At 62.0% G+C, this 24,682-nt stretch carries 22 protein-coding genes, 1 tRNA gene and 2 rRNA genes; 13 read left to right on the top strand and 12 right to left on the bottom strand.

Features of this window, described 5'->3' with window-relative positions; translation table 11 throughout:
• Positions 1–77 precede the first annotated feature (77 nt).
• The 4 genes from FIU89_RS18810 (at position 78) to FIU89_RS18795 (ending at position 5,540) form a co-directional block, all read left to right on the top strand.
• Positions 78–3,523 (top strand): 23S ribosomal RNA (locus tag FIU89_RS18810).
• An 89-nt stretch (positions 3,524–3,612) separates the two neighbouring features.
• A 5S ribosomal RNA gene (rrf, locus tag FIU89_RS18805) occupies positions 3,613–3,727 on the top strand.
• A 207-nt stretch (positions 3,728–3,934) separates the two neighbouring features.
• Positions 3,935–5,371: a DUF2252 domain-containing protein gene (locus FIU89_RS18800; RefSeq protein WP_152494009.1), complete on the top strand. Its 1,437-nt coding sequence runs from the start codon at positions 3,935–3,937 to the stop codon at positions 5,369–5,371.
• 92 nt (positions 5,372–5,463) lie between these two features.
• A tRNA-Met gene (locus FIU89_RS18795) sits at positions 5,464–5,540 on the top strand.
• Between the two features lie 164 nt (positions 5,541–5,704).
• On the opposite strand, the gene FIU89_RS18790 is transcribed toward FIU89_RS18795, so the two are convergent.
• A complete protein-coding gene (locus FIU89_RS18790) occupies positions 5,705–6,487 on the bottom strand; it encodes an IclR family transcriptional regulator (protein ID WP_152494008.1) in 783 nt (260 codons plus the stop codon).
• A gap of 126 nt (positions 6,488–6,613) precedes the next feature.
• On the opposite strand from FIU89_RS18790, the gene FIU89_RS18785 reads away from it, so the two are divergent.
• Both FIU89_RS18785 and FIU89_RS18780 read left to right on the top strand, forming a co-directional pair.
• The gene (locus tag FIU89_RS18785) at positions 6,614–8,149 is read left to right on the top strand and encodes an AMP-binding protein (RefSeq protein ID WP_152494007.1); all 1,536 of its coding nucleotides are present in this window, start codon (positions 6,614–6,616) and stop codon (positions 8,147–8,149) included.
• A gap of 18 nt (positions 8,150–8,167) precedes the next feature.
• On the top strand, positions 8,168–8,941 hold the full coding sequence (locus FIU89_RS18780; protein ID WP_152494006.1) for an enoyl-CoA hydratase/isomerase family protein: 774 nt from the start codon (positions 8,168–8,170) through the stop codon (positions 8,939–8,941).
• Positions 8,942–9,041: 100 nt separating this feature from the next.
• On the opposite strand, the gene FIU89_RS18775 is transcribed toward FIU89_RS18780, so the two are convergent.
• Positions 9,042–9,878, bottom strand: coding sequence for a transporter substrate-binding domain-containing protein (locus FIU89_RS18775; RefSeq protein WP_152494005.1), 837 nt, complete (start codon positions 9,876–9,878; stop codon positions 9,042–9,044).
• Positions 9,879–10,177: 299 nt separating this feature from the next.
• On the opposite strand from FIU89_RS18775, the gene FIU89_RS18770 reads away from it, so the two are divergent.
• The 3 genes from FIU89_RS18770 (at position 10,178) to FIU89_RS18760 (ending at position 12,024) form a co-directional block, all read left to right on the top strand.
• Positions 10,178–10,825 (top strand): amino acid ABC transporter permease, encoded by a 648-nt coding sequence (locus FIU89_RS18770; protein ID WP_152494004.1) that lies wholly within the window; start codon positions 10,178–10,180, stop codon positions 10,823–10,825.
• Between the two features lie 14 nt (positions 10,826–10,839).
• The gene (locus tag FIU89_RS18765) at positions 10,840–11,583 is read left to right on the top strand and encodes an amino acid ABC transporter ATP-binding protein (RefSeq protein WP_152494003.1); all 744 of its coding nucleotides are present in this window, start codon (positions 10,840–10,842) and stop codon (positions 11,581–11,583) included.
• A 243-nt stretch (positions 11,584–11,826) separates the two neighbouring features.
• Entirely contained in the window at positions 11,827–12,024 is a 198-nt protein-coding gene (locus FIU89_RS18760; protein ID WP_152494002.1) for a hypothetical protein, read from the top strand.
• 735 nt (positions 12,025–12,759) lie between these two features.
• Here FIU89_RS18760 and FIU89_RS18755 read toward each other — a convergent pair.
• The 3 genes from FIU89_RS18755 to FIU89_RS18745 all read right to left on the bottom strand — a co-directional run bounded on the left by FIU89_RS18755 (position 12,760) and on the right by FIU89_RS18745 (position 14,671).
• The gene (locus tag FIU89_RS18755) at positions 12,760–13,896 is read right to left on the bottom strand and encodes an ABC transporter substrate-binding protein (RefSeq protein WP_152494001.1); all 1,137 of its coding nucleotides are present in this window, start codon (positions 13,894–13,896) and stop codon (positions 12,760–12,762) included.
• 22 nt (positions 13,897–13,918) lie between these two features.
• Positions 13,919–14,155: an Lrp/AsnC ligand binding domain-containing protein gene (locus FIU89_RS18750; protein WP_152494000.1), complete on the bottom strand. Its 237-nt coding sequence runs from the start codon at positions 14,153–14,155 to the stop codon at positions 13,919–13,921.
• An 87-nt stretch (positions 14,156–14,242) separates the two neighbouring features.
• A complete protein-coding gene (locus FIU89_RS18745) occupies positions 14,243–14,671 on the bottom strand; it encodes a tellurite resistance TerB family protein (RefSeq protein ID WP_152493999.1) in 429 nt (142 codons plus the stop codon).
• A gap of 113 nt (positions 14,672–14,784) precedes the next feature.
• Between FIU89_RS18745 and FIU89_RS18740 the strand changes: the two genes are divergently transcribed.
• A complete protein-coding gene (locus FIU89_RS18740; RefSeq protein ID WP_152493998.1) occupies positions 14,785–16,359 on the top strand; it encodes a lysine--tRNA ligase in 1,575 nt (524 codons plus the stop codon).
• Positions 16,360–16,420: 61 nt separating this feature from the next.
• A complete protein-coding gene (locus tag FIU89_RS18735; RefSeq protein ID WP_152493997.1) occupies positions 16,421–16,819 on the top strand; it encodes a cytochrome c in 399 nt (132 codons plus the stop codon).
• Here the strand turns inward: FIU89_RS18735 and FIU89_RS18730 are convergent.
• The 7 genes from FIU89_RS18730 to FIU89_RS18700 all read right to left on the bottom strand — a co-directional run bounded on the left by FIU89_RS18730 (position 16,816) and on the right by FIU89_RS18700 (position 23,027).
• Complete coding sequence (locus FIU89_RS18730; protein WP_152493996.1) at positions 16,816–17,499, bottom strand: hypothetical protein; 684 nt, start codon at positions 17,497–17,499, stop codon at positions 16,816–16,818. The two genes, FIU89_RS18735 and FIU89_RS18730, sit on opposite strands and share 4 nt — an antisense overlap.
• Before the next feature lie 410 nt (positions 17,500–17,909).
• A complete protein-coding gene (locus FIU89_RS18725; RefSeq protein WP_152493995.1) occupies positions 17,910–18,632 on the bottom strand; it encodes a DUF4145 domain-containing protein in 723 nt (240 codons plus the stop codon).
• A gap of 3 nt (positions 18,633–18,635) precedes the next feature.
• The gene (parE, locus tag FIU89_RS18720) at positions 18,636–20,594 is read right to left on the bottom strand and encodes a DNA topoisomerase IV subunit B (RefSeq protein WP_152493994.1); all 1,959 of its coding nucleotides are present in this window, start codon (positions 20,592–20,594) and stop codon (positions 18,636–18,638) included.
• Positions 20,595–20,682: 88 nt separating this feature from the next.
• Positions 20,683–21,060, bottom strand: a complete 378-nt coding sequence (locus FIU89_RS18715; protein WP_152493993.1) for a type II toxin-antitoxin system death-on-curing family toxin — start codon at positions 21,058–21,060, stop codon at positions 20,683–20,685.
• Complete coding sequence (locus FIU89_RS18710) at positions 21,057–21,305, bottom strand: hypothetical protein (protein ID WP_057793239.1); 249 nt, start codon at positions 21,303–21,305, stop codon at positions 21,057–21,059. The genes FIU89_RS18715 and FIU89_RS18710 overlap by 4 nt, the downstream gene beginning before the upstream one ends.
• 46 nt (positions 21,306–21,351) lie before the next feature.
• Entirely contained in the window at positions 21,352–22,263 is a 912-nt protein-coding gene (locus tag FIU89_RS18705; protein ID WP_152493992.1) for a glucokinase, read from the bottom strand.
• Positions 22,260–23,027 (bottom strand): HpcH/HpaI aldolase/citrate lyase family protein, encoded by a 768-nt coding sequence (locus FIU89_RS18700; protein ID WP_152493991.1) that lies wholly within the window; start codon positions 23,025–23,027, stop codon positions 22,260–22,262. The genes FIU89_RS18705 and FIU89_RS18700 overlap by 4 nt, the downstream gene beginning before the upstream one ends.
• A gap of 200 nt (positions 23,028–23,227) precedes the next feature.
• On the opposite strand from FIU89_RS18700, the gene FIU89_RS18695 reads away from it, so the two are divergent.
• Both FIU89_RS18695 and FIU89_RS18690 read left to right on the top strand, forming a co-directional pair.
• Positions 23,228–23,815 carry an HdeD family acid-resistance protein gene (locus tag FIU89_RS18695; protein WP_152493990.1) on the top strand — a complete coding sequence of 196 codons (588 nt, stop codon included), beginning with the start codon at positions 23,228–23,230 and terminating at the stop codon, positions 23,813–23,815.
• Positions 23,816–23,968: 153 nt separating this feature from the next.
• A complete protein-coding gene (locus FIU89_RS18690; protein ID WP_152493989.1) occupies positions 23,969–24,526 on the top strand; it encodes a DUF2585 family protein in 558 nt (185 codons plus the stop codon).
• Positions 24,527–24,682: the final 156 nt, after the last annotated feature.

Here is a 24,682-nt window from a genome sequence, read left to right as displayed (position 1 = left end):
TTTGGTCCAGGATAAGGGGTCTGGAAGTTACCAGCTACGGACCCGCGCAAGACGCAAATCTTGCTTTTTCTGGATCAAATCAAGCGCGAGAAGGGCGTTTGGTGGATGCCTTGGCAGTAAGAGGCGATGAAGGACGTGATACTCTGCGATAAGTCATGGGGAGCTGAGAATAGGCTTTGATCCATGAATTTCCGAATGGGGCAACCCACCTGACAGTTCACTATAATAGCTTCGGCTGTTTATAGGGTTCTGAAACAGGTACTTAAGGACTGAATACATAGGTCTTTAAGAGCAAACCCGGAGAACTGAAACATCTAAGTACCCGGAGGAAAGGACATCAATTGATACTCCCCTAGTAGCGGCGAGCGAACGGGGACCAGCCAAGCCTTGAGAGTGACTAGAACATGTTGGGAAGCATGGCCATAGCGGGTGACAGCCCCGTATAGGAAGCTCGATAGGATGTATTAAGTAGGGCGGGACACGTGAAATCCTGTCTGAAGATCGGAGGACCACCTTCGAAGGCTAAGTACTCCTTACTGACCGATAGCGAACCAGTACCGTGAGGGAAAGGTGAAAAGCACCCCGACGAGGGGAGTGAAACAGTACCTGAAACCGAACGCCTACAATCAGTCGGAGCTTGACTGGACTCTAATGACAATCTGCGTCACACATGGAAAAAACTCCATGGAGATCGGGACATGTCAGACATTGCTTTTATTACGGATGGTACCGCTGCGGTGGTCGGTTTGGCCCTTGGCCTGCTGAACATGGCGGTGAATCACTGCCCGAATGAAGGATGCCTGGCAAAGAACGATGTGGTGCCGTTTACCAGCGTTTCCGCTGGCGAGGTGTACTTCCAGGAAAACGCCGTTGGCGAGGAAGTGTTCATTCGCCGGCAGACATCGACGGCACGCGGCCCGTTCCAATTCACCTACGGTGGGTCCATCACGGATGATGGTGGCCTGTGGGTGGGTCTTGGAAACACCACGACATACACGACGCCGAACGAACGGTGGTACGCTCAGTTCCACTCGATGCCCGGGCTTTATGCCGAGGGCAGCGATGTCGACCTGGGTGGCCCGATCATCTTTCGATCGGGTGTCGAATTCGGGTATCAGGCACGCAATGGCGTGCGCATGAGCCTGAGTTTCGATCATCGGTCGAACGCTGGGATCTACAGCGATAACCCGGGCCTTGAAACGGTTCAGTTCCGGGTCTCGATCCCGACCAAATAACCGGAAACGGTTGTCATTAGTGTCCAGTCTTGTGACGGCGTACCTTTTGTATAATGGGTCATCGACTTGGTCTATCTAGCAAGCTTAAGCCGTTAGGTGTAGGCGCAGCGAAAGCGAGTCTTAATAGGGCGTCGAGTTAGATGGATCAGACCCGAAACCGAGTGATCTAGGCATGACCAGGCTGAAGGTAAGGTAACACTTACTGGAGGGCCGAACCCACATCTGTTGAAAAAGATCGGGATGAGTTGTGCCTAGGGGTGAAAGGCCAATCAAACTCGGAGATAGCTGGTTCTCTGCGAAATCTATTTAGGTAGAGCGTCATCCGAATACCCTCGGGGGTAGAGCACTGGATGGGTAATGGGGCCCCACAGGCTTACTGATCCTAACCAAACTCCGAATACCGAGGAGTACTAGATGGCAGACACACTGCGGGTGCTAACGCCCGTAGTGGAGAGGGAAACAACCCTGACCTCCGGCTAAGGCCCCCAATTCATGGCTAAGTGGGAAAGCAGGTGAGACGACCAAAACAACCAGGAGGTTGGCTTAGAAGCAGCCATCCTTTAAAGATAGCGTAACAGCTCACTGGTCTAAATAAGTTGTCTTGCGGCGAAGATGTAACGGGGCTCAAGCCATGAGCCGAAGCCGAGGAGTGCGTATGCACTGGTAGCAGAGCGTAGTGTGACATAGTTCCACTCCTCTTCAGCACCTTTCGAGGTGCTTTGGAGGAACGGAGCTTTCGATGAAGCGGGCGCGTGAGCGATCCCGTGGAGAGATCACTAGTGAGAATGATGACATGAGTAGCGACAAAGAGTGTGAGAGACACTCTCGCCGAAAGTCCAAGGGTTCCTGCTTAAAGCTAATCTGAGCAGGGTAAGCCGACCCCTAAGGCGAGGCCGAAAGGCGTAGTCGATGGGAATCAGGTTAATATTCCTGAGCCAGATGAAAGTGACGGATTGCGAGGGTTGTTCATCCTTATCGGATTGGATGGGCAGCTTAGCAGTCCCTGGAAATAGCTCCATCATAAGATCGTACCCTAAACCAACACAGGTGGACTGGTAGAGAATACCAAGGCGCTTGAGAGAACGATGTTGAAGGAACTCGGCAAAATACCTCCGTAAGTTCGCGAGAAGGAGGCCCGGGTTTCAGGCAACTGAAGTCCGGGGGCACAAACCAGGGGGTGGCGACTGTTTACTAAAAACACAGGGCTCTGCGAAGTCGCAAGACGACGTATAGGGTCTGACGCCTGCCCGGTGCCTGAAGGTTAAAAGGAGATGTGAGAGCGTCGAATTGAAGCCCAGGTAAACGGCGGCCGTAACTATAACGGTCCTAAGGTAGCGAAATTCCTTGTCGGGTAAGTTCCGACCTGCACGAATGGCGTAACGACTTCCCCGCTGTCTCCAACATCGACTCAGCGAAATTGAATTGCCTGTCAAGATGCAGGCTTCCCGCGGTTAGACGGAAAGACCCCGTGCACCTTTACTACAGCTTCGCACTGGCATCAGGACTGCATTGTGCAGGATAGGTGGTAGGCTTTGAAACCATGACGCTAGTCGTGGTGGAGCCATCCTTGAGATACCACCCTATGCATTCTTGATGTCTAACCGCGGTCCGTTATCCGGATCCGGGACCCTGCGTGGCGGGTAGTTTGACTGGGGCGGTCGCCTCCTAAAGCGTAACGGAGGCGCGCGAAGGTTGGCTCAGAGCGGTCGGAAATCGCTCGTTGAGTGCAATGGCATAAGCCAGCCTGACTGCGAGACTGACAAGTCGAGCAGAGTCGAAAGACGGCCATAGTGATCCGGTGGTCCCAAGTGGGAGGGCCATCGCTCAACGGATAAAAGGTACGCCGGGGATAACAGGCTGATACTGCCCAAGAGTCCATATCGACGGCAGTGTTTGGCACCTCGATGTCGGCTCATCTCATCCTGGGGCTGGAGCAGGTCCCAAGGGTACGGCTGTTCGCCGTTTAAAGAGGTACGTGAGCTGGGTTTAGAACGTCGTGAGACAGTTCGGTCCCTATCTGCCGTGGGTGTAGGATACTTGAGAGGAGTTGCCCCTAGTACGAGAGGACCGGGGTGAACGTTCCACTGGTGGACCAGTTGTCGTGCCAACGGCAGTGCTGGGTAGCTATGAACGGACAGGATAACCGCTGAAGGCATCTAAGCGGGAAGCCCCCCTCAAAACAAGGTATCCCTGAGGACCGTGGTAGACCACCACGTCGATAGGCCGGAGATGTAAGCGCAGCAATGCGTTCAGTTGACCGGTACTAATTGTCCGATAGGCTTGATTTGATCCAGTAAAAGCCAGATTGGCTTATGCGGATCCAGAAGCCGTACACTGAAACAAGTGTGCTGACTTGGAGTTCAAGGATCTTTCTCGGTTTGGTGGTCATAGCACGAGCAAAACACCCGGTCCCATCCCGAACCCGGCCGTTAAGTGCCGTAGCGCCAATGGTACTGCGTCTCAAGACGTGGGAGAGTAGGTCACCGCCAAACCTAGTAAGGTCCTTGAAATTGTATCTCTCTTTCGATCTTCCCCTACAATTTACCGACTGACCCGCACACAGCGGCGGCTTCGCTGTGCCTTGTCGGCGCGTCTTGGCCCTGCGGTGACGGACCACGGCGAGACTCCTTTCGCCGCCAAGCGCGCCGGGGAACTTTCGATCCGGCCTTTTCGTTACCTGCCAGGACGAAAGGGACGCGATGGCCAAGGCGAAATCCGGAAAATCAGGCAAATCCAATACGGTAAAGCGGCCCGACCCGCCTGAAAGGTCGATCGACGCGCGCTACGAGCGGCGATCCAAGGCGTTCGGCCGGCTGAGCGCCGCGATTGCCGACGGCAAATACCTTGTTCCGCCGAAATTCCTGCAAGGCCAGGCGCGGCGGCTGCATGTGCGCACGACGATCCGTGAAGACCATGCCGCGCGCATCACCGAAAGCTCGAAGGGCGCGCGCGACAAGTTCGACAAGCTGGCCGGCTGCCCGTACAAGTTCTTTCGCGGCACCGCACTGCTGTTCTACCGCGACATGGTGGGCGAGGACGGGCACATGCCCACGGTCATGGCGCTGGGAGATGTGCACCCGGCGAACTTCGGCGTCATGCCCGACAAGAACGGCGCGCCGATCTTCGGTGTGAACGACTTTGACGAGACCACCTATGCGCCCTTCAGCTGGGATATCAAGCGCGGCGCCGTGGGGTTCTGGATCGCGGCGCTGACAGAGGGCGCGCTGAAGCCGAAGCAGGCCCGCAAGATCATCCGCAAGTTCGTGCGCGGCTATGCGACGGCGATGCAGGACTACGCCAACAAATCCACAGAACGCAACGATGCCTACCGGACGGACAATTCCCCCAAGGTGATCCGCCGCCTGTTCGAGCAGGCGTGGGAAGAGCGCAGGGACTGGTTGTGGGACGATTACCTGACGCCCAATGGCCGCGCCTTCAGGTCCAATGACGAGTTGCAGCCCCTGTCGACCGAGATCGACAAGTTTCAGAAAGCCATCAACGACCTGGCCAAGTCGAACGGCATCGACGCGCCCGACCGCGCCGGTGAGCTGAAGGTCAAGGATGTGTGCGTGCGCCACGGGCAGGGCACCGCCTCGCTCGGCCTGCCGCGCTATTACGTCCTGATCGAGGGACCGTCGCAGGATGCGACCGACGACCTTATCATCGAGTTCAAGGCCGCCCGCCGCTCGGCCCTGGACGGCTTGGTGCCGCCCAACGCCTTCTACGCCGGAGAGCAGGCCGAGCGCATCAAGCATGGCCAGCGCGTGCAATTGGCGCATGGAGACATTTTCTACGGCGCGGTCGAGATCGACGGAAAGAGTTTCATGAGCCGCGAGCGGGCGCCGTTCCGGGATGACATCGACCTCGATGACCTGAGCTTCAAGACGTGGAAGAAGTACGCCAGGGTGTGCGGCGCCGCGCTGGCGCAGGCCCATGCGCTGTCCGACGACCTGGGACGGATCGACTATGACGTCGAGCCTTCGATCATGGAGGCCATCGCGCCGCTGGACCTGTTCGTCGGCGATATCGTCCGCTTCACCGAGGAAGCGGTCGCCCGCCTGCAACGGGATCACGCGTTTTTCCGCGAGGATCACAAGCTGGGTGCCTTCGACAGCCTCGACGTCGTCTTCCGCTAGGCAATTTCGAATTGTCGTGTAAAAAAAATGTAATAAATGCCGGCGCGGCCCCTTGCGAAGGTCCCGGTGCAGGAGTAGATAGCCCGCATTGGCGCGGGGTGGAGCAGCCCGGTAGCTCGTCAGGCTCATAACCTGAAGGTCGTAGGTTCAAATCCTACCCCCGCAACCAATCATATCTCCGATACCTCCACCAGTCCTGCCGCAGGCCATCCGCCGGTTGCGTGGACGGCAGATTGCGCTTTAATCACCCTTTCCTCGAAAACCCGATGGTCGAGTGCCGCCGCGTCGGAGAGTTGACCCGCGCAATGTCACCGGAGAGGGCAACGGACCCGTTCAGAGCGGTACGCCCTGAGACATCGTCCGCGTCGCAGCCAACAGCATGGGGGCAAACTGGCTGACCATCTGCTTGGCGTCATAGCGAAAGAGGGAGGCCCCGAGGCTGACGGCGGCAACCCCTTCGTTGCCGGGCAGGCGCAGCGCCACCGCGAGCGTGATGTCGCCGGTGTAGATCTGTTCCTCGACAAGGGCAAAGCCGCGGCTGCGGGTCTTGTTGATCGCCTCCCAGATGCCCTTGCGGTCGTACACGGTGTGACGGGTAAAGGCGCGCAGGTCGGACCGATCCAGCAACGCGTCAACCTCTGCGTCCTCCATCGTGGACAGGATCGCCAGACCGCCTGCCGAACAATAGGCCGGCAGGCGCGACCCCACGATCACGTCCGTATCCAGGACGTTGGGAGACAGGTAGCGCGACAGGTAGATCACCTCGGTCCCGTCGAGCACGGTAAGCGACACGGCCTCCTCTGTCGCCTTGTTCAGGTGAGACAGATAGGGGTGCGACCGCAGGACGATCGGACTGGACCGGGTATACTGGTAGGCAAGGCTCAGGGTCTTCGGGGTCAGTTCGAACGACTTGGTGCGCTTGTCCTTGTGCAGGTACCCCAGCCGCCACAACGTATGGGAGTAGCGTTGCGCGGCCGACCGATCGAGGCCGGAGTTTTCCGCAAGCTGGGTCAGCGTCTGCCGCGGTGTCGCCTCGTCAAACGCGGCCAGCACGCGAAAGGCTTTTTCCACGGCACTGACCATCAATGGGTCGTTCAGGTCATCAGACTCCGCCATTTCGGTTTTCCCGCCTCCGCACGCATTGACACCGCAGAAACGCGGCGCTTATATTATAATTATAGGTTATCGCATCGCGATATTTTGGTCAACCAGTAACACGACCGATCAGGTTGGAAATCGAGCATGACGGACACAACACATACTTCATGGGCAGGATCGGGTTTTCTGCATCTGCTGGGGCAGAATGCTTCGGAGAACCCGGAGCGGATCTACGCGTCGGAACTTGTCAACGGCGTGTGGCAGGATCACACGATCGGTGCAGTGCAGGCGCGCGCGCTGACCATTGCCGCGGGGCTTTCCGCCCGCGGCGTCGGGCGCGGCGATCGCGTTGGCCTGATGCTGGGGACGCATGTCGATACCAGCGCCGCGGCCTTTGCCCTGGGCCTGCTGGGGGCGGTCTGGGTGCCGGTCGGCCTGCGCCAGGTGGCCAGCGGCGTGACCTATACCGTGACCGAAGCCGACGTGACCCTGCTGATCGTGGAAGAAGAGGCCGAAGAGGTCGCCCGCACGGCGGGCTGCGACGTGCTGGTGCGCCCGCAGGACGCCGGATTGTGCGCCGCACTGGGAGAGGCCCCGGCGATCACGCCGGTCCTGCCCGAGGCGGAGGATCTGTGCATGATCCTGTTCACCTCCGGCACCACGGGGCGGCCCAAGGCGGTGCCCCTCACCCATGCGATGCTGCGGTATTCTGCTGAAAGTGCTGCGATTTCCTCGCAAGCCGAACCGGGTGCCATCTATTATACATGGGAACCCTTCCACCATATCGGGGGCGCGCAGGTGGTTGTTCTGCCGCTGATTCGGGATGTGCAGCTGGCGCTGACGGCGAAGTTCACAGCGTCCGGATTCTGGGATCAGGTGCGGGCCTGTGGCGCGACGCGGATCCACCATCTGGGCGGCGTTCTGCAGATGCTGCTGAAACAGCCCGCCCGCCCGGACGACAAGGAACACCAGGTCGCCATCGCCTGGGGCGGCGGCTGTGATACCGAGACGTGGAAAGCCTCCGAGGCGCGGTTCGGCCTGCGGATCACCGAAGGCTACGGCATGACCGAGGCCTCGAGCCTGTCGACGGTCAATGTCGAGGGGCTGCCCGGCTATGTCGGTCGCGCGCTGCCGTGGTTCGAGGTGTCGATCCGCGACCGGGACGGGCGGGTCCTTGCCACCGGAGAAAGGGGTGAGATCGTTGTAACGCCCCGCCCCGACTGCGAAACTGCGCTGTTCAAGGGCTATATGAATTCGGTCGAAGCCACCCGTGAGGCGCTGCGGGACGGTCGGCTGCACACCGGCGACATGGGGTCGCTGGATGCCGAGGGACGACTGAAGTTTCACGGCCGCATGAAGGACACCATCCGGGTTCGGGGCGAGAACGTCTCGGCCTGGGAGGTCGAACACGTGGTGGAACAGCACGATGCCGTGGCCGCCTGTGCCGCGATCCCGGTGGAGGCCGAGATCGGCGAGGCGGACATCAAGATCTACGTGCAATCGGCCCCCGGTCAGACCCTGACCGGCGCGGCGCTGTTCGACTGGCTGGCGGGCAAGCTCGCGCCGCATCAGCTTCCGCAATTCATCACCTTCGTGCAGGAGTTCGAACGAACCCCAAGCCAGAGGATCATGAAACACAAGCTGGACGCGACCCGCGCCGGCGACTGGACGAGACACTGAAGCAGAGAGAGAAACACCATGTCTGACGCTACCGATCCGATCCTTGTGACCCGCGAAGGGTCGATCCAGATCATCACCCTGAACAAACCCAAGCGGCTGAACGCCTGGGACACCCCCATGCGGAACGATCTGTGCAAGGCGATCATTGCTGCGGACACCGATCCCGAGGTCGAAGCCGTTATCCTGACCGGCGCTGGCGACCGGGCCTTCTGCGCCGGGCAGGACCTGAACGAGGGCAAGAGCTTTGACGCGGCGCGGGCCGAGCTGTGGATCGAGGAATGGCGTACCCTGTACAACCTGATCCGCCGGTTCGAAAAGCCCTTCATCGGTGCGCTGAACGGGATCGCGGCCGGGTCCGCCTTTCAGGTGGCGCTGTTGTGCGACATGCGCGTGGGGCACGCCAATTCGCCGATGGGTCAGCCGGAGATCAAACAGGGCATCGCCTCGGTCACCGGGTTCTGGATCATCCGGGAAATGCTGGGCCTTGCGCGCGCGATCGACCTTGTGCAGACCGGGCGCATCGTGTCGGCGGACGAATGCCATAGCCTGGGTCTGATCAACGAGATCGTCGAGCAGGACCAGGTCCTGCCGCGCGCCATCGCCCTGGCGCAGGAGCTGGCGGCGCTGCCGAAACAAGCCTATGCGCTCAACAAGCAGCGGATCGTGGCGGCCACCCAGCACAGCTTTGACGAAACCTTCGAGCTGGCGCGCACCTTGCACAAGAAGGCCTTTGCAGAAGGTCACACGCAGGCGGAAATGAGCAAGTTTCTGGATCGCAAGAAAGCCTCCTGAGGCGTTCAGCGGTGAAAAGACAAAAGGCCGGCGAACCGCCGGCCTTTTGCGTATCGGAAAGGGGCGTGCCCGGGCCACGAGGCCCGGACGACACCTCGGATCAGAACTGGATCCCTTCGGGGATCGCCGAGACATCCATGCCTGCCGCTTCGAACCCGTCGATGATCAGCGGCGCAACCGTGCCTTCCGCCCGGTTCTTGTCGGCCCAGGCCTGGACGAAATCGCTGAAGCGACCGTCGTCATCCATCCGGATCCCGGCGGAAGACGGGCTGCCGTTTTCCGGGGTGGGCACGGTGTAGCTGGCAAAGGCATCGGGGGCGGTGGCGAAGGTCTGCAGGCAGATCGGCAGCTCCTGCATCAGGTAATCCGCGCGACCGGCCTGGACGGCCATGATGGTTTCGCCCATTTCCTTCAGCGACATGATGTTCGCCTCGGGGACATCGCTTTGCAGAAAGGCGATCTGCGCGGTGCCGGTCACCATGGCAAAGGTGGTTTCACCGGAATTGTATTCTTCCCATGTCGGCATCGCTTCCTTGCCGGTGCCCGCGATCACGCAGTTTGTCATCTGATAGAGCGGGCCGGCCATATCCAGCGCCTTCTTGCGCTCCTCGGTGGCGGTCATGCCGGGGAACAGGTCGATGCGGCCGGCCTGAAGGTCCAGAACGACGCTCTGCCAGGTCGTTTCGCGCCAGACGACCTCCAGGTCCTGCCCCATCTCCTCGCTCAGATCGGCAACGATCTGGCGGCAGACATTGGGTCCGTAGCCGGCGTATTCCAGATCGCCCCCGACATGGAACGAGGTCGGCGGATAGTTCTGGATGCCGCCGCAGACAACCTGCCCGGACGATTTGATGTTTTCCCAGATGGACTCTGCGGCGGCCGGAACGGCGGCGGTGCAGAAGGCAATGACGGCGGTCGTCATTTTAAGATGTGTCACGTTCGACTCCTTAGGTTGGTTGGCCGTTATGCGTCGGCCCGGAGTCAATTGACGCCCCGTTAGATGGCCCCCGCAACATAAACCAGAGGTTCCGCAGGGGCGGAAGGGCAGGAATATCGACTCTGGTGAAAAAAAGACACAATGTTATTGCGATGCGATTAGCATCTTGAAAATTAACTGCTATAAGAGTGCATCGAATGAGAGTCCCTTGCCGAACGTCCGGCAGGGTCCGAGGGGGGCGAAGCCGTCCCATGGGCCGTTTTCCGAAGGGTTGCGGGGCCGGAGAAAAGGAGATCTGGATGTATAACTTCGATTGGTCTGTGGTCTGGGACCTGTCGCTCTGGATGAACGCTTTGGGCGTGACGCTGTCCTATGCCGTCGTCACCTCGGTCGCCGGATTGCTGATCGGGGTCATCTTCGGCCTCATCCTCGTGGCCCGGGTGCCTGTCCTCTGGTGGATCGGCTCGGGCTACGTGCTGTTGTTCCGGTCGACGCCGCTGCTGGTGCAGATCGTCTGGTTCTTCTACGCCCTGCCGATGGTCACGGGCTATGCGTTGCCGGACTGGTTCGCGGCGGGCCTCGGCCTGACGCTTTACATGGGGGCCTTTTCGGCCGAGATATTTCGCGCCGGTGTGATTTCGATCGAAAAGGGGCAGTGGGAGGCATCGACCGTTCTCGGCTTCTCCTACTGGACCAAGATGCGGCACATCATCCTGCCCCAGGCGACCCGCCGCATGGTGCCGCCCATCGTCAGCCAGTCCATCCTGCAATTGAAGAACACCTCGTTGCTGTCGGTCGTGGCTGTGCCCGACCTGATGTACGCGGCGTCGACGTTGACCATGAGCACCTATCGACCGCTGGAGGTCTATACCTTCGCGGCGCTGATGTACCTTGCGGTGCTGACGCCGGTCACGCTGATTGCCAGCCGTTTCGAGATCAAACACTGAAAGGCCAAGCTGTCATGATTACTGTAAAAGGGCTTGAAAAGAAATTCGGGCAGCTCCGCGTTCTGAGGGGGGTGGATTTCCAGATCGACCGGGGCGAGGTGGCCGTGGTCATCGGGCCGTCGGGATGTGGCAAATCCACCTTCCTGCGGTGTCTGAACCTGCTGGAGGATCCGACCGCCGGCCAGATCGAGATTGGCGAGCGCCGGCTGGAATTCGGGTCCGGGACCAAGGTCAGCGATGCTCAGCGCGCGACCTTCCGCTCCAAGACCGGCATGGTGTTCCAGAGCTTCAATCTGTTTCCCCATATGACCGTGCGGGAAAACGTCATGTCCGGCCCGTACCTGAACGGGCGGCTGAACCGCACCGATGCGGCGGCCAGGGCAGACCGGCTGCTTGCGCGTGTCGGCCTGTCGGAGCGGGCCGAGCAGATGCCCGGGCAGATCTCGGGCGGGCAGGCACAGCGGGTGGCCATCGCGCGGGCGCTGGCGCTGGAACCCGAAGTGATGCTGTTCGATGAGCCGACCTCGGCGCTGGACCCGGAACTGGTGGGCGAAGTCCTGGATGTGATGAAGGTGCTGGCCGAAGAGGGGACGACGATGGTGGTCGTCACCCATGAAATGTCCTTTGCCAGGGATGTGGCGACGAAGGTCGTCTTCATGGATGAAGGCCGGGTCGGAGAGATGGGACCGCCGGATCAGGTGCTTGACGCACCGTCATCGCCGCGGCTTCAGACCTTCCTGTCCAAGGTGGTTCACTGACGGATCGGACCGGATGGTCGGACCCTCGCGGGCGATGAACCGCGCCTGCGGGGGGCGCAACCAGCCTCCCCGAAGGCGGACCGGCAGGTCACGCGCAATGCGCGACGATGCGCGTATGCTCTTTCAGGACCACTTGTGAGGTCGACGGCGCAGGCGTATATCTAACCTGGCGCCGGGGCCGTGGAATATCCCCCTGGCGCCACTCATCGAAGTCATCGCCCTGACGCCTCCTGCCAGGCAACCTTGATCTTCCTGAGGATCGACCCGTCCGGCATGTCGCCGGGCGGTTACTCAAACCGTGAGGTCATGATGGGAAAAGGCAATAACAGGCGCGGCAACCGCGAAGTGAAGAAGCCGAAACAGGAAAAACCGAAGGTCCTGGCAACGGCGCATTCCGGCGCGGCGGGCCCGGTCACGCTTGGGGAAAAGAAGAAGAAATAGCAGCGCATCCCGCGCCACGCGCCCCGGGCCCGACCCGGGGCCTCCTGTGGCCGGGAGCTCCCGGATCGGGTCCGGGAGGGTGCTGCGCCAAGGTGAAAAGACCAAAGCCGCCCCCCGGGGCGGCTTTTGCATGTGGTGCTTTGCACGTTGAGGTCGGCTTTGCGGGACGAAGCGGACGTTATTTTCTGACGCTGAGGGGACGCGCATCGACGGGCCGTGGTGCGGCGAACCGACGATGGTGATGGGCAATTAATGCCTGCCAAGCACATCCGATCTGAGAGCGTGGCACTTCACCTGCCAAATCGCCGTGCCGGGGGACGGCCCGGCGATGCGCGGCGGTGCAGCAAGCTGCACCTGGATTCCGCGCGGAGCGTCCGCGTTGGACGTTCGGCTTTTCGGGACACGCAAGACGTCTGATCTACAGCCCCGGCGCGGAGCCGGGCCGCAGGCCCCGCGCCATCGACGGGCCGCCCCCACGACCCGGCGATTGGGTGACGCTTGGTACATCACTCGATCCTGTTTCGGATCTGGCTGGGATAAAGCGCTGCCGAACCACCGTCGGATCGCCGCGCCGCGGCCCGCCGATGGCGCTCGGAACTATGGACACGCTTGCCCGCAAGGCATTTGAGGCGGTCGTTACGCCTCGACCCCAGGAGACGCCCATCTGCGCCACTTCATGCAAAAGAGCCACCCCCGGGGTACGGTGCCTGCCTGCCCCCGGGGTGCGGACCCGTCTTACATCTCGCACTCGTCGACATAGACGTTGGAGTGATCCTCCAGCGCGGTGCCGATGATCTTGTTGGTGTAGACGTCGCCTTCCTTGATCACCTCGCGGACATAGATGTCCTGGATCGGGTGGTTGTTGGAGGCGAACTCGAAATCGCCCCTGGTGGACTCGAAATCGGCTTCCTTCAACGCGGCCCGGAAGGCGTCGGCATCCGCGACGTCGGCCTTGGCCATGGCGGACAGGAGCAGGTTCGCCGTGTCATAGCCCTGGGACGCGTAAAGCGAGGGCAGGCGGCCGTATTCCTCCTGGAAGGCGGCGACGAATTCCACATTCGCCTCGTTGTCCAGATCCTTGTTCCACTGGCTGGTGTTCTTGATGCCCATCGCGGCGTCGCCCACGGCCTGAAGGATGCCCTGGTCGAAACTGAAGGCGGGGCCGACGACCGGCAGGTCCACGCCGCTGTCGGCATATTGCTTGAGGAACGAGATACCCATCCCGCCCGGCAGGAAGAAGAACACGCTGTCGGCGCCCGAGGCGCGGATCTGGGCGATCTCGGCGGCATAGTCAGTCTGGCCAAGCTGGGTAAAGACCTCGCCGGCCAGTTCGCCCTCGTAGATGCGCTTGTAGCCGGTCAGGGCGTCCTGCCCCGCCGGGTAGTTGGGCGCGAGGATGAAGGTGTTCTTGAACCCGGCAGAGTTGGCATAGCCGCCCGCGGCCTCGTGCAGGTTGTCGTTCTGCCAGGCCACGTTGAAATAGTTGGGGTTGCAGCCCTTGCCGGCCAGCGCCGAGGGGCCGGCGTTAGGCGACAGGTAGAACTTGCCCTGTGCGGTGGCGGCGGGCACCACGGCCATGGCGAGGTTCGACCAGATGATGCCGGTCAGCACGTCGACCTTTTCGGACTGGATCATCTTGTCGGCCAGTTGCACGGCGATATCGGGCTTGCGCTGGTCATCCTCGACCACGACCTCGATGTCGGAATTGCCCGACATTTTGACCGCCAGCAGGAAACCGTCGCGCACGTCGATGCCAAGCCCGGCGCCGCCGCCCGACAGCGTGGTGATCATGCCGACCTTCACGCCTTCGGCATGGGCCATCGCGCCCAGTGCCGTCATGGCCGTGGCGGCCAGAATTGATTTCAGGTTCATTGTCATCCTCTCCCTGTGAATGTCAGAACGCCTTGAAAGTCAGCGTCGTTTCCGTGCGTTCGATGTTGTCAATCGTCGCAACGTTCTCGTTGATGAATTTGCCCACGTCTTCGCCTTCGGGAACATAGAGCTTGAGCAGCAGGTCGAACGGCCCGGAGGTGGAATACAGCTCGGAATGGATTTCGCGCAGGGCGATCTCCTCGGCCACCTTGTAGGAGGTGCCGGGGCGGCAGCGGATATTCACGAAAAGTGGGCGCATTTGACAGGTCTCCCGATCGGCTGAGCCTTATTTAGAGCGGTTTTCGGCCTGAATGAAAATGGGGAATTTCGCCGGGGCTTCCCGATGTCACTCGTGCACGTGCCGCGCCCGCGCCCCGCGTTCGATGGCTGCCGCGTGCAGCCGGTCGATGTTCAGCTGGTAGCGGATCTCGCCCAGGAACCGCAGTTCGGTCTCGTCCAGCGCGCCGTCGGCGGCCGCCACGTCGCAGGCCAGCGCATAGGCGGTCTCGTACAAACGCTCGGGCAGGTTGTCGGTGACAAGGCCGAAAAGCGCGTCCAGCCCGTCCTCTTCGGCGAAAAGGTCGAACACCATCTGCGACACGGTCTTCATCCGGTCCACGTCATAGGTGGCAAAGATCGGCAGGTTGTCGATGGCGCTTTCGATCTTGACCAGTTCGGCGGTGCGGATGTTCTCGTCCGAGGCGGAAACGGCGATCATCACGGCCACGAGGCAATCCTGGGGGGTGAGCGGGTGGGAATCCTGGTCGTCGGTCATGCGCTGTCCTTAAAGGGGCTTGTCGCGGCGCAGAATATTGACTGTCCGAGGGCGGAGCAATAGGAACCGAGGCGGCCCGCCATTCGCGCGGGCCTCAACCGTTGGAGACCGATATGTCCGAACTGCGCGACGCCGCGATGAGTGCGAAAGCCTGGCCCTTCGAAGAGGCGCGCCGGCTGCTCAAACGCTATGAAAAGGCGCCGCCCGAGAAGGGATATGTCCTGTTCGAGACCGGCTATGGCCCCTCGGGCCTGCCGCATATCGGGACCTTCGGCGAGGTTCTGCGCACAACGATGATCCGCCACGCGTTTCAGCAGATCAGCGATATCCCGACGCGGCTCTTTTGTTTCTCCGACGACCTGGACGGGATGCGCAAGGTGCCGGGCAACGTGCCGAACCAGGACATGTTGCAAGAGCATCTGCAGAAACCGCTGACCAGCGTGCCGGACCCCTTTGGCGAGTTCGAGAGCTTTGGCCATCACAACAACGCCATGCTGCGCCGGTTCCTGGATACCTTCGGGTTCGAGTACGAATTCTATTCGGCCACCGATTTCTACAAGTCCGGGCAGTTCGACGAGACGCTGCTGCGCGCGGCAGAGCGGTACGACGACATCATGAAGGTGATGCTGAAAAGCTTGCGCGAGGAGCGGCAGCAGACCTATTCGATCTTCCTGCCTTTACACCCCGAGACGGGGCGTGTCCTTTACGTGCCGATGAAGAATGTCGATGCCGCCAAGGGCGAGATCACGTTCGACGACGAGGATGGCCGCGAATGGACCCTGCCGGTTACGGGGGGCAACGTGAAGCTGCAATGGAAACCCGATTTCGGCGCGCGCTGGGCCGCATTGGGCGTCGATTTCGAGATGTACGGCAAGGACCATTCCACCAACACGCCGATCTACGACAAGATCTGCGAGATCCTGGGCACGCCCGCGCCCGAGCATTTCACCTATGAACTGTTCCTTGATGACAAGGGGCAGAAGATCTCCAAATCGTCGGGCAACGGGATCAGCATCGACGAGTGGCTGACCTATGCCAGCACCGAGAGCCTGTCCTATTTCATGTACCAGAAGCCGAAGACGGCCAAGCGGCTGTTCTTTGACGTGATCCCGCGCGCGGTGGACGAGTATCACCAGCAATTGCGCGCCTATCCGGGGCAGGATGCGGCGGGCAAGCTGAACAACCCGGTGCATCACATCCACAATGGCGACGTGCCCGAAAGCCGCATGGTGGTGTCCTTCGCCATGCTGCTGAACCTCGCCTCGGTGGCGTCCGCGCAGGACAAGGAAACGCTCTGGGGCTTCATCAATCGCTATGCGCCCGATGCCAGCCCCGAGACGCATCCCGATCTGGATGCCGCCGCCGGGTTCGCGGTGAAATACTACGAGGATTTCGTCGCGCCGACGAAGACCTATCGCGCCCCCACGGAGCTGGAACGCGAGGCGCTGACCGACCTGCGCGACCAGTTGGCCGCCTATGACGGCCCGGTCGAGGACGAGGCGCTGCAATCGGTGGTCTATGCCGTCGGGCGCGACCGGTTCGATCCGCTGCGCGACTGGTTCAAGGCGCTCTACGAGACGCTGCTTGGCGCCAGCCAGGGGCCGCGCTTTGGCGGGTTCATCGCGCTTTATGGTGTTGACGAAACCGTGGCGCTGATCGACCGTGCGCTGGCGGGCGAGCTGGCTTGATCCACGTCAAGGCTTGCCGTTCGCGGCAGGCTAGACTGGACAAAAGACAGGGAGCAGGACCATGATCAGATCACTTACCCTCGCCGCGTGCCTGTTGGCCGGGGCGGCGACCGCGCAGGAGTCGATGCCCGAGCCCGAAGAGGGCCGCGCAATCTTCGAGGAGAACTGCGCCGTCTGCCACGGTAGCAGCGGCATGGGCAACGGTCCGTGGGCAGGCTCTTACAACCCATCCCCTGCCGACCTGACGGCGCTAAAGGAGGATGGCGTGTTTTCCCGCACACGGGTCCTGTCGGTGATCGACGGCTACAATCGCACCGGCCTGCCGGGGCACGAGATGCCGGAATTCGGCCTGTTGTTGCAGGGCGACACGGTGCCGGTCGACGTGGGCGACGGGGTGATGACGCCGACGCCGCGCCCGCTGGCGGCGCTCTTGATCTATATCGAAAGCATTCAGGACTAGACGCGGCAGATCCCGTTCAGGTCGACCCCGTCCCAAGGCAGGACGACCTTGTCGGGGATGGTCAGCTTGCCCAGCGGGAACGCGCCTTCGAGCAGCTCTTTCAGCCGGGCCGTGCGGGGGGCCTTGGGGTCAAGCGTGGCGCAACACACATATTCCTCGACGATCGAGGCCTGCTGTTCATAGCCATAATCCAGGAACCGCGTGTCGGTGCCGACCTCGAAGAGGTACGGATCGTCGCTGACCTGATGCTCGCGCGCGGCCTTGAGCGGGCTATAGCCCGTCTGCCGGCGGTTCTGCCATTGCCAGACATGGGTCATCTCGTGCGCGAACAGCATCGCCTCGACCAGGTAGAGCCGCTCGTCATAGTCGGGCAGGTAATCCTTCAGGTACCAGTCCTTGGAAAAGAACACCTTGTTGAGAAAGACAAAGGCGGCGGGGCTGACGGTGACTTCCTGCGTTTCCTCGGCCTGCGGCGGAAAGATCCGCTCGCGGCAGGCGACGCGGGGGCGTTTCTTGCGGGTATAGGTGGTCTTGCCAATGAGCGCGCCGTCGACCAGCCGGATGCGGCTCGTGTTGATCGAAGGCCCGTGGATCTGGGTGGTGAACGCCTTTTCGGTGTCCGTCAGGGGGCGGCCACAGGACATCAGGACGGCAAGGGACAGAAGGAAAAGCCAGCGCATGGGGCGACGTTAGCGGGATTCGCGGGAAAAGGAACCGGCTGATTTCGCGTGTGGCTTGGGGGAGGAGGCCACGGGTCAGGCCCGGGGCGGGTGATGCGGGAACGCGAGGGTCAGGACGCGAACGCGGGAGGTCCCGGATCAAGTCCGGGACGGCGGTGCGAGGTGAAGAGGCCGCGCGAGGGCCAGACCGCGGGGTGGCGATCCGAGGGGTGTTCGGGGCACTTTATGGCGGCCGTGTCCGCATGACCTCTGATCGGGGGGCTTGTGTCAGCCAATCGCCAGCCCGTCGCACCGAAGGTGCGCCGTTTATGGTCGGCACGCCTCCGGCGTGACGGGCGGTCTGGCGATCGCGCGGCGGCGCAGCGTGCTGCGCCTTGATTCCGCGCGAGGGATAAAGGCCAAGCAAGCTTTCATTTTCCCTTTGACACGGTTTTCTTGGGAACTTTTTTAACCAAGTTGTCTAATCCTTGAGGAAGAACTACCGCTCGATTTATGAATTGCTCAAGCGTTTCGATTAACAAGTCTGCTTCCTCATCGGTCGGCTTCCAATCCCTATGGATTGCCGCAGAACCAGCATCAACCAAGTTGTCCAAAACGGATTTTTCTCTGGGAGATATGAAACCTCTCGAACGAAGGGCCTCGATCTTGTCACTGAACGGTAAGTCTTCTTCTATTTTAAGGACTTCAGCTACTAGATCAAAGCCTGTTCGCACCCCCATAGCAACAAATGAGTTATGTCCTCCATTGAAGATCTCGAGCAAGCTGTCCAACAGGTCGCTCAAGTCCGGATAGGCTATTTCAAATGAAGTATTGTGCCAATTCGCGCGCTGTCGTTTGTTCGTCTTCGGAAAGAATTTTCTATGAACCGGATTAAATGTCCGCCACTCTCCTGTGTGCTCGTCGTAGTCGAAATCAACTTCTTCAGAAAACGAATGTAGGTGGCCGTAAAATACCGTGTCACATCCCAAGCATCGCAAAATTAAGTGTTTATCGGATGCGTCTACCGGCCCTTCATACGTGATTTCCAGCAATCCAGTTTCTACCAAACAGTTTTGGCTCCTTTTGCACTCTGGACAATCAGCTTTAATGGTTTGTTTGTCGTGAAGTAGAGACCTTTTTACAGAGTATTCCATTCCTCAAACATCCAACTCCTCCACGAACCGCGCGTTCTCCTGAATATACTGGAACCGCAGTTCGGGCTTCTTGCCCATCAGGCGCTCCACCAGGTCGCCGGTCTCGCCGGGTTCGTCCTCGTCGATGGTCACGCGGATGAGTTTCCGTGTGGCGGGGTCCATCGTGGTTTCCTTCAGGTCCTTGGCGTCCATCTCGCCCAGACCCTTGAAGCGGCTCACGTCGATCTTGCCCTTGCCGCCCAGGCCCTTTTCCAGCCAGCGGTCGCGCTCGGCCTCGTCGATGCAGTAGACGCGTTTCGCCCCTTGGGTCAGGCGATAGAGCGGCGGGCAGGCGAGGTAGAGGTGGCCCGCGTCGATCATGGGGCGCATCTGCGTGAAGAAGAACGTCATCAAAAGCGAGGCGATATGGGCGCCGTCCACGTCCGCGTCGGTCATGATGATGATCTTGTCATAGCGCAAGTCGTCGATGTTGAACCGGCTGCCCAGCCCCACGCCAAGCGCCTGTGTCAGGTCGTTGATCTCGGCGTTCGAGCCCAGTTTCGAGCTGGCCGCGCCCAGCACGTTCAGGATCTTGCCGCGCAGCGGCAACAGGGCTTGCGTCTTGCGATCCCGGCCCATCTTCGCCGAGCCACCGGCGGAATCGCCCTCGACAATGAACAATTCGGTGCCGTCGCGGGTTGACGACGAGCAATCCACCAACTTGCCGGGGAGGCGGAGTTTTTTTGTGGCGGATTTGCGTTGTGTTTCCTTCTCGGCGCGCCTGCGCAGGCGCTCCTCGGCCCTGAGCACGAGGAAGTCGAGGATTGCCCCCGCCGATTTCGTATCCGCCGCCAGCCAGTTGTCGAAATGGTCGCGGACGGCGTTTTCCACCAGACGCTGCGCCTCGGTCGTGGCGAGGCGGTCCTTGGTCTGGCCGACGAATTCCGGCTCGCGGATAAAGCACGAGACCAGCGCGCAGCCGCCTGTCATCAGGTCGTCGCGGGTGATGTTGGCGGCCTTCTTGTTGTTGACCAGCTCGCCATAGGCCTTGATGCCCTTGACGATCGCGGCCCAGAAGCCGGCAACATGCGTGCCGCCCTCCGGTGTCGGCACGGTGTTACAGTAGCTTTGCAGAAAGCCGTCGCGGCTGGGCGTCCAGTTGATCGCCCATTCCACCTTGCCCGGCGTGCCGAAGCGTTCCTGGAAATCGACGGTGCCGGCAAAGGGATTCTCGGCATAGGTCGAGGCGGTGCCCATCGTCTCGCGCAGGTAATCGGCGAGGCCGCCGGGAAAGTGGAACGTGGCCTCTTGCGGGGTGTCGCCGTCGGCAATGGCGGATTTCCAGCGGATCTCGACGCCCGAGAACAGATAGGCCTTGGAGCGGATCGAGCTGAAGAGCCGCGCGGGCTTGAACCGGTGATGGCCGAAGATCTGCTCGTCGGCGTGGAAGGTGACGGTGGTGCCACGGCGGTTGGGCGCGGCGCCGACCTCTTCCAGCTTGCCCTGCGGGATGCCGCGGGAAAAGCGCTGTTCGTAGAGCTTCTTGTCGCGGGCCACCTGCACGATCAGGATGTCCGAGAGGGCATTCACCACCGAGGCGCCGACCCCGTGCAGGCCGCCCGAGGTCTGGTACGCCTTGCCCGAGAACTTGCCGCCCGCGTGGAGCGTGCAGAGGATGACCTCGAGCGCGGATTTGCCGGGGAATTTGGGGTGCTCATCCACCGGCATCCCGCGGCCATTGTCGCGGATGGTGATGGAATGATCCTCGTGCAGCTCGACCTCGATCCGGTTGGCATGGCCGGCCACGGCCTCGTCCATGGAGTTGTCGAGGATCTCGGCCACCAGGTGATGCAGCGCCCGTTCGTCGGTGCCGCCGATATACATGCCGGGGCGCTTGCGGACGGGCTCCAGCCCCTCCAGCACCTCGATCGAGGAGGCGTCGTAGGTGCCGGAATCGGTGGGTGTCAGAAGGTCGTCGGCCATGTGCGCTGCTCTTTGTTTTATGGGTTATGGCGCAGTATGGCAGAGCGAAAGCGGTGGGGGAAGTGGTCAGGTGCGTTGAAAACGCACCCTACGTCGCCTTTGTGCGCAGCCAGTCGGCCAGGTCCTCCTCGGCCAGCTTGCCCTGGGCGAGGGCGATGATGATCTGGCCGATTTCTTCGGTGTCATGGGTGATCGACACGCCGTGCAGTGTCAGGCACACCAGCATGGTGCGATAGGCCGTGCGCTTGTTGCCGTCGTTGAAGCAATGGCCCTGTGCGACCGCGGCCGCATAGGCGGCGGCGAGGTCGAACACATCCTCGATCATGCCGTAGACCAGCCGGTTGTCGACGCGCGAGAGCGCGCCTTCCAGCGACTTGTCCCGCGCGCGTCCCGGCAATTCGCCCGGGTTCAGGGCGGTGTCGTGAAGCGCCTCCACCTGATCGGCGGAGAGAAGCAGAAAGCTCATTTGTCCTTGAGGTACTCAAGCACCGGCTGCGCCTGTTCGCGGGTGGCCTCTACGGCTGCCATGACCTCGTCCATCGTGGCATAGCGCGGCTCACCCTGAAGCGAGGCTTCCTCGGGGACGAGGTAGCCCACGCATCTGGAATTCTTCATGATCGCCACCGGCTTGCCGCCCGCACGGTCGAGCACCTTTTGCGGTTCGCGCAGTTCGGTCATGGTGCAGATCTGATTCGTGTGCAGGCGTTTCATGGTGTGACTCCGAAAATATGCTGAAGAATATACATTCTAGTATATATTATTTCAAGCATTGTGACAGGTATCGGGCGCAGCCCCGAAGCGCCGCGTTGTCGTCGGAGATCAGCGTCACCGGGATCGCGGCGAGGATGTCGGTGTAAGGTCCGCGCGGGTGGAACGTGTCGGCAAAGCCCAGCGGTTTGATGTATGGCGCGATGGCCCGGGCGGTGCCCCCGATCAGGAAAAGGCCGCCGGTCGCCATGTGCGAGAGACACAGGTTAGACGCGGAAAGGCCCAGTAGAGAGACGAAGGCCTGAAGGGTCTTGCGCGGCTTACGGGCGATGATCTCGGTCGGTGTGAGGGTCTCGTTCGTATAAAAGGCGTGCAGGCGGGTGAGGCCCGGGCCGGAGAGGGCAGCCTCGATGGGCAGATGCGCCGCGTCATCGCGCAACGCGTCGTAGAGCGCGCGAAAGCCCGGTGCGTCGGGCAGGGTGGTGTGGCCGGATTCGGAGGGCGGCACGAAAAGCCCGTCGTCCACCCGGTGCGTGACCGCGATGTTGCAGCCCGTACCCAGCCCCAGCACCAGACGCGGGCCTTTGGGGTCGGGCCTGCCGGGGATCAGAGGAGTCACACTGTCCGCGTCCAGATCGTCAAGCGCGTAGGCCTGCGCCTGAAGGTCGTTCATCAGGCGCACATGATCGGCGCCGGTGGCGCGGGCCAGCGCGTCGGCCTCGATGTGCCAGGCGTGGTTGGTCAGTTGCGCGGTGCCGTTCCGCACAGGACCCGCGACACCGGCGCAGAGCGCGGTGACGGGGCCGGGCCGTTGGGTGTCGAGATAGGTCGTCAGCAGGTCGGACAGGCCGGTGAAATCGGCATTGGCAAAGCTGCGCGCGGTTTCGGGCCGCAGGCCGGTGCCGTCCGACAGGCCGACGCGGCAGGACGTGCCACCAAGGTCGACCAGCAGACAGCTCATGGCTTCCACGAAGCGGCCAGCTTGCGGGCGGCATTGGCGAAAAGCAGAACGTCGATCCCCACGCCCAGCATCTGCGCGCCCCAGTCGCGGTAGGTTTGCGTGGTCTCGGGGTCCAGGCCGAGGATGCCGGGCGCCTTGCCCGCCGCCCGGATACGGGCCAGCGCGTCCTGCATGGCAGCGCGTATCTCGGGGTGGTTCGCATTGCCCCGATGGCCCATGTCATTCGCCAGGTCCGAAGGGCCGATGAAGGCGGCGTCGACACCGGGGACCGCGCAGATGGCCTCCAGGTTGTCGAGCGCGGCGCGGCTTTCGATCTGCACCACCAGGCACATCTGGTCATTCGCCGTGGCGATATAGTCGGGAACGGCGCCAAAGCCCGACGCCCTCCCCAGCGCGGCGCCGGACCCGCGCACGCCTTCGGGCGGATAGCGCATGGCGCGGACAACCCGCGCGGCCTGCTCTGCCGTGTCGATCATCGGGGCCAGCAGGGTCTGGGCTCCGGCGTCGAGCACCTGCTTGATGATCCAGTCCTCGGCGATGGGCACGCGGACGATGGGCGCGGTGGATGTGTTGTGCAGAATGCCCATCTGGGCCGACAGCGTGTGGATCGTGTTGGGGGCATGCTCGCCGTCGAGCACCAGCCAGTCGAAGCCGGCGGTGCCCAGGATCTCGGTCGCATAGGCATCGGCGAACCCGGCCCAGCAGCCGATCAGCGGCCGACCTTCGGCAAGGGCGGATTTGAAGCGGTTGAGAGCTGCGGGCATGATGCGGCCTCCGGCAGGGGTGGCCCCCAGTTAAACGGCGCACCGGGGAAAGGTCCAGTGGCGGTGGCGCGTGGGGTTTCCCCCACCCTACGCAAGGCGTGGGGGGCGCAGATGCCCGCCGACGGCTGGGCGCCCGGGGAACCGGGTCTGCTCGTCGAGCGTTGAAACCGTGACATCTTTTCCCCGTGGGAGGCCATGACATGGCATCATCGGACACTTTCGGAACGTCGCACCGCACCGCAGACCCGACGCCGGGCCGCACCGGCCTGACGGTCTTGGCCCTGCTGATGATCCTTGGCGGCATGTTGGCCTTCTTCAACCCGTTCGCCGCGTCGCTGACGGTGACGGCGGTGGCCGGCATCGCCTTCCTGCTGATCGGACTGACGCAGCTGTGGCTGGCCTTCAGCGACAACACCGAAGCGCTGGGCGGTCGTTTCCTCGGCAGCCTGATTGGGGTGTCCTTCGTCCTGTTCGCGCTGGCCCTGTTGCTGAACCCCGTGGCCGGGCTGATCACGCTGACCCTGGCCGTGGCGGTTCTGTTCGCATTCCTGGGCGTGCTGCGCCTGATCTACGCGTTCCGGATGCGGCCGCGCAGCGGCTGGGGCTGGATCGCCGGCGCGGGCGTGATGTCGGTCGCCCTCGCCGCGTTAATCGTGCTGGGCCTGCCCGAGGCGGCCGCGGGAGTGCTGGGGCTGTTCCTGGCCGTGGACCTGACGGTATCGGGTATCGCGACACTGGCTCTGGCGTGGCACAAGCCCGACACCCACGAGCGACGCGACGGCGCATAGACCTGGAGCCCCCCGGATCGGCAGGGCTGAGCCTCCGCAAGGCGGGGTCGCCCGTGGTTCGCATCTTTGAATACCGCGCCACGGCGAAGGTTCAGACCCTTGCACGGACTCTTTCCAATGGACAGCGGCAAAAGCCTGTGATTCCGTCACGGCATGACGGACCCGCGCATCACCATTCGGATCACGGCCATGATCGGCATCGCCACCCTGGTGGTGCTTCTGCTGATGGGCCGGAACCCGACCTGCCCCTGCGGCTGGGTCGATCTGTGGGGCACGGTGGGCACCAGCGAGGGCAGCCAGCAGGTGTTCGACTGGTACTGGCCAAGCCACCTGCTGCACGGTGTCCTGTTCTACGCACTTCTCTGGGCGGTGGCGCGGCGCGTGGACGTGGGCTGGCGGCTGGTGATCGCCACCCTGGTGGAATGCGCGTGGGAGATCGTCGAGAACACCGACGCGGTGATCGAACGTTACCGCGAGGTGACGATCTCGCTCGACTACTATGGCGACAGCGTGCTCAATTCGGCCTCGGATATCGCGGCCATGTGGCTGGGCTTCTGGCTGGCGCGGCGCCTGCCGGTCTGGGCCAGCGTGGCCGTCGTGGTGGGGTTCGAGCTGCTGACCCTGTGGATCATCCGCGATAACCTGACGTTGAACGTGCTGATGCTGCTCTATCCGGTCGAGGCGATTGCCGACTGGCAGGCCGGGGGTTGAGGCCCGGGGGCTGAATCCGGCGTCAGGAGGTCCCGGCTCGGAGGCCGGGACGGGGCGGCGCCAGCGGCAGGACTTGCCGCGCGCGCTTCGTGTCGCCGGTGCGCGAGGGGACGAGGATCGCGCCGGGTTGCCCGAGGTCCAGGCGCGCGGGCCGGC

The organism is Roseovarius sp. THAF27, from assembly GCF_009363655.1.
Classification (GTDB): domain Bacteria; phylum Pseudomonadota; class Alphaproteobacteria; order Rhodobacterales; family Rhodobacteraceae; genus Roseovarius.
The sequence above is the reverse complement of the archived record's forward strand: the minus strand, read 5'-3'. Positions and strand labels throughout refer to the sequence as shown.